Source organism: Acidovorax sp. GW835-FHT14B10 (assembly GCF_058793725.1).
Window position 1 is genome coordinate 25367 of record NZ_JBXAGC010000038.1, and the last position, 9767, is coordinate 35133.

The 9767-nt window shown below is 64.9% G+C and carries 8 protein-coding genes; 1 reads left to right on the forward strand and 7 read right to left on the reverse strand.

The genetic code is table 11. The features are described from left to right. Positions 1–9 precede the first annotated feature (9 nt). From AC1Q5S_RS20300 to AC1Q5S_RS20330, 7 genes are all read right to left on the reverse strand, one after another. Positions 10–1176 (reverse strand): MFS transporter, encoded by a 1167-nt coding sequence (locus AC1Q5S_RS20300; RefSeq protein ID WP_422205775.1) that lies wholly within the window; start codon positions 1174–1176, stop codon positions 10–12. After that, complete coding sequence (locus AC1Q5S_RS20305) at positions 1173–3026, reverse strand: DNA recombination protein RmuC (RefSeq protein ID WP_422205777.1); 1854 nt, start codon at positions 3024–3026, stop codon at positions 1173–1175. Before AC1Q5S_RS20305 ends, AC1Q5S_RS20300 begins: the two co-directional genes overlap by 4 nt. Positions 3027–3105: 79 nt before the next feature. Then, a complete protein-coding gene (locus AC1Q5S_RS20310) occupies positions 3106–4098 on the reverse strand; it encodes a 2-hydroxyacid dehydrogenase (RefSeq protein WP_303837926.1) in 993 nt (330 codons plus the stop codon). 16 nt (positions 4099–4114) lie between these two features. Beyond that, on the reverse strand, positions 4115–5524 hold the full coding sequence (locus AC1Q5S_RS20315; RefSeq protein WP_303837929.1) for a sodium:proton antiporter: 1410 nt from the start codon (positions 5522–5524) through the stop codon (positions 4115–4117). Positions 5525–5571: 47 nt separating this feature from the next. Next, positions 5572–6780: a nicotinate phosphoribosyltransferase gene (gene pncB, locus AC1Q5S_RS20320; protein WP_303837931.1), complete on the reverse strand. Its 1209-nt coding sequence runs from the start codon at positions 6778–6780 to the stop codon at positions 5572–5574. Between the two features lie 202 nt (positions 6781–6982). After that, positions 6983–7456 carry an acyl-CoA thioesterase gene (locus AC1Q5S_RS20325; RefSeq protein ID WP_492239321.1) on the reverse strand — a complete coding sequence of 158 codons (474 nt, stop codon included), beginning with the start codon at positions 7454–7456 and terminating at the stop codon, positions 6983–6985. Continuing rightward, positions 7453–8394 (reverse strand): histone deacetylase family protein, encoded by a 942-nt coding sequence (locus AC1Q5S_RS20330; protein WP_303837935.1) that lies wholly within the window; start codon positions 8392–8394, stop codon positions 7453–7455. Before AC1Q5S_RS20330 ends, AC1Q5S_RS20325 begins: the two co-directional genes overlap by 4 nt. Before the next feature lie 201 nt (positions 8395–8595). Between AC1Q5S_RS20330 and AC1Q5S_RS20335 the strand changes: the two genes are divergently transcribed. Then, positions 8596–9144, forward strand: coding sequence for a phasin family protein (locus AC1Q5S_RS20335; RefSeq protein ID WP_303837937.1), 549 nt, complete (start codon positions 8596–8598; stop codon positions 9142–9144). Positions 9145–9767: the final 623 nt, after the last annotated feature.

A 9767-nucleotide genomic window follows, 5' to 3' on the forward strand; every position in this document is an offset into this window, starting at 1 on the left:
GCAGCCCGGTCAAGCGTCGCGCGCCATCAGCCATGCCTGCCGCGCGCCAAAACCCACGCTGGCTCCCACCACCCAGAACAGGCCGGCCACGCCGATCAGCGCCCCCGCCGAGCCGAACAGCACCGGCATGAGCACGCTGGAGGCATTGATGGTCATGAGCCGCAGGCCCAGCGCCTCGCCGTGGCGGGCGGGTGGCGTGATCTGGTGCAGCATGCTCATGATCATGGGTTGCACCGAGCCCAGCGCCAGCCCCAGCAGCACCGAGCAGGCCCCCATGGCCAGCGCCGTGGGCAAAAGGGGGTAGACACCGAACAGCAGCGCGGTGACCAGCATGGCGACGGTGATCACAGCGGCCTCGCGCAGGCGCTCTGCCACCAGCGGCATCAGTACCCGCACCAGCGCCGCCGCAATGGCGAAGGCCCCGAGGATGGTGCCGATCACCGAGGCCGACAGGCCGCGTTCGTGCCCTAGCAGCGGCACCACAAAGGTGTGCACGTCCCAGCAGGACGACAGAAACCAGTTGACCAGCAGCAGGCGCCGAAAACGCGCATCGTTCAGCAAATCCCACGCCCGCTGCGGGACGCCGCTGGCGGCGGCAATCACCGGGGGCAGCTCCACGGTATTGCGCACCCAGAACCAGGTGGCCAGCGGCAGCAGCGCCATCAGCGCAAACGCGGCACGGTAGCCCTCCAGGCTGCCGGCGGTGCTGCCGGCATGGTCGATCAGCAAGCCCGCAAAGAAAGGGCCAATGAAGTTGGAGACGGCGGGCCCGATGGCCAGCCAGCTGAACACGCGCTTGAGTTGCGTGGCATCGTGGGCGGCCCGGCCCACATGGCGCTGCAGCGCGATGATCGCGGCACCGCTGGCGCCCCCCGTCATCAACGCCGCCAGGCACAGCACCGGAAAGACCGGCCATACCAGCGCCAGCGCAGCCCCCGCCGACGCCACCGCCACCGCCAGACCCACGGGACGCTTCAAGCCATGGCGGTCGGCGTAGCGCCCCGCGGGCAGGGCCAGGAACACCTGCGTAAGCGCAAACAGCGCCAGCAGCACGCCCACGGCCGCTGCGCTGTAGCCCTCGCGCAGCGCCAGCAGCGGCGCGGCCATGCGCATGCCGGCCATGCAGGCATGCACGCAGATCTGGCCGGCAATCAACCGCGCCAGTGCCCAGTTCACAGCAGGTCGTCCTCGGGGTCCAGGCCTGGCAGTGCTGATGTGCTGGCGCCTGCCAGCGGCATGGCCGGATCCGGCGCGGGCAGATCCTGCACATCACGCAGCTTGCGCTGGATGGCACGGGTGCGCACGCCCACCTCGTCAAACTTCTTGGCCGCGGCGTCGATGGACTTTTTGGTGGCCTCGACCACATCGCCAAATTTGGCAAACTCGGTCTTGACCATGCCCAGCAGGCTCCACACCTCGGACGAGCGCTTTTCAATCGCCAGCGTCTTGAAGCCCATCTGCAGGCTGTTGAGCATGGCCGCCAGGTTGGCCGGGCCGGTGATCATCACGCGGCAATCGTTCTGCACCGCCTCGACCAGGCCGGGGCGGCGCATCACCTCGGCGAACAGGCCTTCGGTGGGCAGGTACAGCACGGCAAAGTCGGTGGTGTGCGGGGGCGAGACGTACTTGGCAAAAATCTTTTTGGCTTCGAGCTTGATGGAGGTTTCAAACGCATTGCCTGCCGACAGGATGGCCGCCTTGTCGGCCGCGTCCTGGGCGTCCAGGAGGCGCTGGTATTGCTCCACCGGGTATTTGGAGTCGATCGGCAGCCACACGGGGTGCTCATCGCTCTTGCCCGGCAGGCGGATGGCGAACTCGACCAGCTCGTCGCTGCCCGGCACGGTCTTGACGTTGCGCGCGAACTGGTCGGGCGTGAGCACGTTGTCGATGATGGCCCCGAGCTGCATTTCGCCCCAGGTACCGCGCGACTTCACATTGGTCATCACGCGCTTCAAGTCGCCCACGCTGCCCGCCAGGGTCTGCATCTCGCCCAGGCCCTTGTGCACCTGTTCGAGCCGGTCGCTCACCAGCTTGAACGACTCGCCCAGGCGCTGCTCCAGCGTGGCGTGCAGTTTTTCGTCCACGGTGCGGCGCATTTCTTCCAGCTTGGTGGCGTTGTCAGCCTGGATGGCGCCGAGCCGCTCGTTGAGGGCGGTGCGCAACTGCTCGGCGTTGTGCTGGCTGCCCTGCACCAGGCCGGTCAGCTGCTGCGAGACGGCGTCCTGCAGCACCGAGAACTGGTTCTTGATCTGGTAGCTGTTGCCTTCGAGCTGGTCCTTGAGCGCGTTCGACATGGTGCCCAGCTGGGCCTGGATGTCGGTCTTGAGCGAGTCGAGCGTGAGGCGCGTGGCGGCAGTGAGCGCCTCGAAACGCTCCTGGATGCGCTTTTCAAACAGCGCCGCGCCCTCGCCCATGGCCTCGCGCGACTTGACGCTTTCGGCGGCCAGCGCGGCGGTGGTGGTGGTGAGCTCGGTGCGAAAACCCACCAGCGTGGCCGACAGCTCGGTGCGCGCCGTGGCCGCATCGGCCTGGCCCTGCGCCAGATGCGCCAGCAGCGCCTTGCTGCTTTCTTCCAGCCGCCCGGCCACGGCCTGCTGCAGGGCATCGAAGCGCTGGCCCAGCGCCACATCGAGCGCCGTCTGGCGCTGGCTCAGGGCTGCGTCGAACGCCGCCAGGCGCTGCTCCAGCCGCCCCTCAAACACGCCAAACGCCGCTAGCAGTTCGGCACGGCTGCTGCGCGATTCGCTCACGGCCTGGGCCAGGCGCTCGTCCACGGCGTGGCGCAAGGTCTCCAGCGTGGTCTGCGTGGTCTGGGTGAAGCCGCGCAGCTGCTGGCCCATGCCGTCCAGGGCGCCATCGTTCTTGGCCACGGCAATCTGGGTGGCCAGGGCGGTTTGCTCCAGGGCCCGCAGGCGCGCCAGCCACTCGGGCGGCAGATCGACACGAGGGCGGCGCAGCAACAGCAGCACCAGCAGGGCGAAAACCAGCGCCAGCGCGGCCAGCAGAACAAGGGTATCGGTAGTCAAGGCAGATTTACTATGTTCTTAATAGCCAATCGCACTTATTTCATAAGCGCCAGAGGTCAATTTCACTCAAAACCCCGTATCACCTGGCGCGCACACCAGCCACCGGCTGGTTCACCGGCGTGAGCGGCCCGCGCCCGCCAAAGAAGGCGATCAGGTTGTCCGCCGCCAGGTTGGCCATGGCCAGGCGCGTGGGCACCGTGGCACTGGCGATATGGGGCGTGAGCACCACGTTGGGCACGGTGAGCAGGTCGGGGTGCACCGTGGGTTCGCCCTCGAACACATCGAGGCCCGCCGCCGCGATGCGCCGCTCGCGCAACGCGACTGCCAGTGCTGCGTCGTCCACGATGCCGCCGCGCGCGATGTTGATGAGCGTGGCCGTGGGCTTCATCAGCGCCAGCTCGGCCGCGGCGATGGTGTGGTGCGATGCGGGGGTGTAGGGCAGCACCAGCACCACATGGTCGGCCGTGCGCAGCAGCTCGTCCTTTTCGACATAGCGGGCCTTGCATTCGGCCTCCAGCGCGGGCGACAGGCGCGAGCGGTTGTGATAGACCACGTTCATGCCAAAGCCATGCGCGCCGCGCTTGGCAATGCCCTGGCCGATGCGGCCCATGCCGATGATGCCCAGCGTGCTGCCATGGATGTCGCTGCCGGCAAACATGTCGTAGCGCCAGGTGGTCCACTTTCCGGCGCGCAGGTAATGCTCGCTTTCGGCCATGCGGCGGGCCGTGGCCATGAGCAGCGCAAAGCCGAAGTCGGCCGTGGTTTCGGTCAGCACGTCGGGCGTGTTGGTGCCCTGCACGCCGGCGGCCGTCATGGCATCGACGTCGAAGTTGTTGTAGCCCACGGCCATGTTGGCCACGATCTTCAGGCGCGGCGCGGCGGCCAGCAGGGCGGCATCGATGCGCTGGCTGCCCGTGGTGAACGCACCGTCCTTGTCGGCCAGCCGCGCGGCCAGCTCCTGGGGCGACCAGATCACGTCATCGGGGTTGGATTCGACCTCGAAATGCTGCGCCAGGCGCGCAACCACCTCAGGAAAGATCGCGCGGGCGACCAGGATGCGGGGTTTGCTCATATCAGGAAGTCTCCAATCAACGGAACCAGATAAAGGTCATGACAATAAACAAGGGCACCAGGATGCCAAAGGACCACAGCATGTAGCCAAAGAAGCTCGGCATCTTCACACCGCGGTCTTCGGCAATGGCCTTGACCATCAGGTTGGGGGCGTTGCCAATGTAGGTGTTGGCGCCCATGAACACGGCGCCGGCCGAAATGGCTGCCAGCGTGGGGGCCAGCGTGGTCATGAGCACGGTGGGGTCGCCTCCTGCCGTGTTGAAGAACACCAGGTAGGTGGGGGCATTGTCCAGAAACGACGACAGCACACCGGTGGCCCAGAAATACATGGCCGGGTCCGGTGATCCATCGGGCTGCGTCACGGCGGCCACAATGGCGCCAAAAGGACCATTGACACCCGCCTTGAGCATGGCGATCACGGGGATGATGGTCAGGAAAATGCCGGCAAACAGCTTGGCCACTTCCTGCATGGGTCCCCAGCCGAACTGGTTGTCGGCATGGACCGTTTTGGGCGTGAGCCAGAGCGAGGCCAGCGTGACAAGGACCAGGCCCACATCGCGCACGATGCCGGGCAATCCCACCTCGGTGCCGGCAACGTTGAACACCACCGGTGATTTCCAGAAACCGCTGAGCAGCACCAGCGCCACCACCGCGCCCAGCAAGGCAAAGTTGACTTTGCCGTCAAAGCCAATGGCACGGGTGTCGGGGGTCGGGTCTTGCGGCCTCACCTCTTTGTGGCGGCGGTAGTACCAGCTGTCGAGCGCGTAAAACAGCACCAGCAGCACGCCCACCAGAAACAGGGTTTCCTGGAAGATGTGGGCCACGGTCCAGAAAAAATCCACGCCCTTCAGGAAGCCCAGGAACAGCGGCGGATCCCCGAGCGGCGTGAGCGAGCCGCCCGCGTTGGAGACAATGAAAATGAAGAACACCACCACATGGGCCACATGTTTGCGGTTGTCGTTGGCGCGGATCAGCGGGCGAATCAGCAGCATGGATGCGCCCGTGGTCCCCATGAAACTGGCCAGCACGGCGCCAATGGCCAAAATGGCCGTGTTGAGCCCCGGGCTGCCATGCAGGTTGCCCCGGATATAGATGCCGCCCGACACCGCGAACAGCGCCGTGAGCAAAATGACGAACGGAATGTATTCGGCCAGCAGCGCATGCACGAAACTGGCGCCCGCCACCGCCGGGCCAAACACCACGGCAAACGGCAGCAGAAACGCCAGCCCCCAGGCCGCCGCCACCTTGCCAAAATGGTGGTGCCAGAAGATGGGCGCCAGCAGGGGCACGAGCGCAATCGACAGCAAAATGCCGGCAAACGGCACACCCCACAGCAGCGAAAGGCGGCTGCCATCGATATCGGCGGCACCTGCCAGGCCGGGCAGTACGCACAGGGCGGCAGCGGTCAGCCAGCGGAAAATCTTCATGGGGGTTCTCTTTCTTGTCGAAGGGTTGCTGGGGCCACCCGGAGCGGTCATGGCACCGAGGGAATCTCGAACACCTGGCGCAGATAGGCCAGGTATTTCTCGTCATCGCACATGCCCTTGCCGGGCGTATCCGACACCTTGGCCACGGGCTGGCCGTTGCAGCGCGTCATCTTGATGACCACCTGCAGGGGCTCGTAACCCAGGTCGTTGGTGAGGTTGGTGCCAATGCCAAACGCCAGCTGGCAGCGGCCACGGAACTGCTGGTACAGCTCGATGGTGCGCGGGAAGGTGAGCGCGTCGCTGAAGATCAGCGTCTTGGTGAGCGGATCGACGCGGTTCTTGCGGTAGTGCTCAAGCAGGCGCTCACCCCAGGCAAACGGGTCGCCGCTGTCGTGCCGGGCGCCATCGAACAGCTTGCAGAAATACAGGTCGAAGTCGCGCAGGAAGGCACTCATGCCGTACACATCGGACAGCGCAATGCCCAGGTCGCCCCGGTATTCCTTGGCCCACATTTCAAAGCCGAACACCTGGCTGTCGCGCAGGCGCGGGCCCAGCGCCTGGCAGGCCTGCAAATATTCGTGCGCCATGGTTCCGAGCGGCGTCACACCGAGCTTCATGGCATAGAGCACATTGCTGGTGCCCGCAAACTGGCCCGGGCCGGGCGGCGCGCCCGGGCGGCGGTCGCCCGTGCCCAGGCGGGCCACCAGCACACGCAAAAGCTCCTCGTGCCACGCACGGCTGAAGCGCCGGCGCGTACCGTAATCGGCAATCTTGAGCTCGGCCAGACCCTCGGCCTGCAGCAGCACGATCTTGTCATCCAGGCGCTGGCGGCCCTCGGGGAAATCAGGCACCTTCTGCGTGTTGCGAAAGTAGACCTCGTTCACGATGGCCAACACCGGAATCTCGAACAGGATGGTGTGCAGCCAGGGCCCGCGGATGGTGATATCAATCTCGCCCGAGGGCAGCGGCGTGACGGTGATGTATTTCTCGTTCAGCCGGAACAGACCAAGAAAATCCACGAAATCGCTCTTGATGAAGCGCAGCGAGCGCAGGTAGGCCAGCTCATCGTCCTGGAACTGCAGACTGCACAGCGAACGGATTTCCGCCTTGATCTCGGCCACATGGGGCGCCAGCTGCACGCCGGGATTGCGGCACTTGAAGCGGTATTCGACCTGCGCCCCGGGAAATTGGTGCAGCACCACCTGCATCATGGTGAACTTGTACAGATCGGTGTCGAGCAGGCTGGTGATGATCATGGTAAGACGGGGCCACGGCAGGGCGGCCCGGGGGAGCAGAAACCATCGCTGGCACGGCCAGGGGCCCCAAAGTGTAGGCCATCAGGCGGCTGCAGCCGCCGTCTGAAAGACCCCTATTGTTCCGGTTGCCAGATATGTGTCAAAAATGGTTCCAGCGCTTTTGCAAAAAGCGCCAGCAGCTATATTTTATATAGCAAAACTCTCAAACCAACACCACCAGTTCCTGCAACACGGCACGCAGTGCCTCTGGAACCGGCACGGGCCGGCGCGTGGTGCGGTCCACATACACATGGATGAAATGCCCGGCGGCGGCGCACAGTGGCTCGCCCTGGGCAAACAGGCCCACCTCATAACGCACACTGGAGCCACCCAGTCGCGCCACGCGGATGCCCGCCTCCACGGTCTGCGGAAACGCCAGCGGGGCAAAGTAGTTGCACTGGGTCTCGATCACCAGACCGATGGTTTCACCGGCGTGGATATCGAGCACGCCCTGTTCGATCAGGTGGGCGTTCACGGCGGTGTCGAACCAGCTGTAGTAGACGACGTTGTTCACATGGCCATAGACATCGTTGTCCATCCAGCGGGTGCCGATGGAGCGGAAGACACGGTAGGCGCTGCGCGGCTGCGGCACCGGGCGCGCGGGCTGTGCGGCCGGGGAAAGGGGGGCAGTGGTCATGGCCGGACATTCTGCCAGCGCGCGTGGTACTGCTGCGCCACCCGCCAGGTTGTCAGCTGCGCCTGCAGCGTGTCGGCAAGGTCGCGGCCGTAGCCACCGGCCATCGTGAAGGCCAAGGGCAAGCGACGCTGCCAGGCCCAGTCGAACACCCGGCGGTCACGGGCCTCCAGGCCGTCGTGGCTCAGGGCCAGGCGGCCCAGCCGGTCGCCCACATGGGGATCGGAACCCGCCAGATACAGCACCAGCCCGGGCGCAAAGCGCTGGTCCAGCGCGTCCAGTGCCTGGTCCAACGCCTGCAGGTATTCGCCGTCCGCGCAGCCGTCGGGCAGCTCCACATCCAGGTCGCCAGCCTCCTTGCGGAACGGGAAATTGCGCGCCCCGTGCAGTGACAGCGTGAACACGCTGGCGTCGCCGCGAAAGATATGTGCCGTGCCGTTGCCCTGGTGCACGTCCAGGTCGATCACCGCCACCCGAAGTGGCGGCACCATGCCAGCGCTGCGCCCACGCGGCCACTCGGCCTGCACCAGGCGCGCAGCCACGGCGATGTCGTTGAACACGCAAAACCCGCTGCCCCTGTCGGCATAGGCGTGGTGCGTGCCACCCGCCAGGTTGCCCGCCAGCCCTTGCGCCAAGGCCGCGCGGCAGGCCGCAATGGTGGCACCCACGGAGCGCCGGGCGCGTTCGGCCATCGCCTCGGTCCACGGAAACCCGATCTCCCGCTGCGCGGCTGCAGGCAAGGTGCCACCAGCAATCGCTTGGATATAGCCCGGCGTGTGAACCAGGGCCAATTCACCATCAGAGGCCGGCGGGGCCACCTGAAGCCGCACCTGAGGCAACTGCTGCGCCAGGCGTTCACGCAACAGGCGGTATTTCGCCATGGGAAAGCGATGTCCCTCCGGCAGGGGTAACACAAAATGGTCTGCGTAATAGGCATGCATGACACGATTGTGGCAATCCCGTCACCGCTGGGGAGCCGCCCCTAATATGTTGCATTGCAGCAAAAATAGCTTGCAATCGAACTGCAAGTGCCTAAAATTCATTTCATGCTGCACTGCAACATGACTTTACCGAGTCAAGGTCAGCGCAGATGTCCGTGAACCACCTTGGCCCATCCGGGTTTCATTTTTAGGAGATATGACATGTCGCTGACCGCAGAACAAATCCTGGCATCCCACAAAGCCAACATCGAAACCCTGTTTGGTCTGACCACCAAGGCCTTCGAAGGCGTGGAAAAGCTGGTCGAACTGAACGTGACCGCCTCGCGCGCTGCCCTGACGGAAGCCGCTCAACACACCCAGGCTGTCCTGGGCGTGAAGGACGCACAGGAGCTGCTGGCACTGCAAGCCGGCCTGTTCCAGCCCCTGGCTGAAAAGACCGCCGCCTACAGCCGTCACCTGTATGACATCGCTTCGGGCACCGGCGCAGAATTCGGCAAGACCTTCGAAACCCAGACCGCCGATGCGCAAAAGGCATTCGCCAACCTGGTGGACAGCGCTGCCAAGAACGCCCCCGCCGGTTCCGAAACCACCGTCGCCGTGATGAAGAGCGCCGTGGCCGCTGCCAACAACGCTTTCGAATCGGTTCAGAAGGCCGTCAAGCAAGCCTCTGACGTGGCCGAAGCCAACTTCAACGCCGTCGCCAGCACCGCTGCCGACGCCGCCAAGTCGGCCGCTCCCCGCAAGCGCTGAACCAGGCGCGGCGCTGCGCACGGGAGTGCAATCTCCAGCCAGCGCCCAGGAAATGCCCTGATCATTGAGCCATCGCCCCGAATTCGGGGCCTCCGGTTGTCTCCTTGGATCCTCTCGAAACCCCCGTTTCAGGGATCCTTTTAAAGCCCGATCTCAGGATTGGGCTTTTTTTATCTCTGCCCCGTTCGCATTGACCCGGCTGCTGAAAAATGAAGCCCTTGCCGCGAACCAAGCAATATCGGGAAAGTGCGGCACCAGCAAACGTCCAGAGCGGGTGTCGCTACTCACACTGGCCACCAGGAAGCGATTATTGGGTGCGTTGACTGGTGCTGGCCCGAGTGGCGGCTGTATGGGGTCCTGCGGTCATAGCGCCTGCGCGACCTTCTCGGTGCAACACGGCCGACCGCTTGCATACTTGGGCTGACGGTACCGACTCCAAGTCGCCCTGTAACGAGGGGCCGTGAATTTCCGTCCACCAGACACCCTGCGATTTAGATCAGAGTGCGTCCCCCCGTGAATCATGAGCCGCCCCGGTCCAGGGTGGTTCACCTTGATGTCGATGATTGCCATGGGTGTTGCCCTCGCGTTACATCACGATGCGGCGGAAGTCCGCCAGCAGCGAG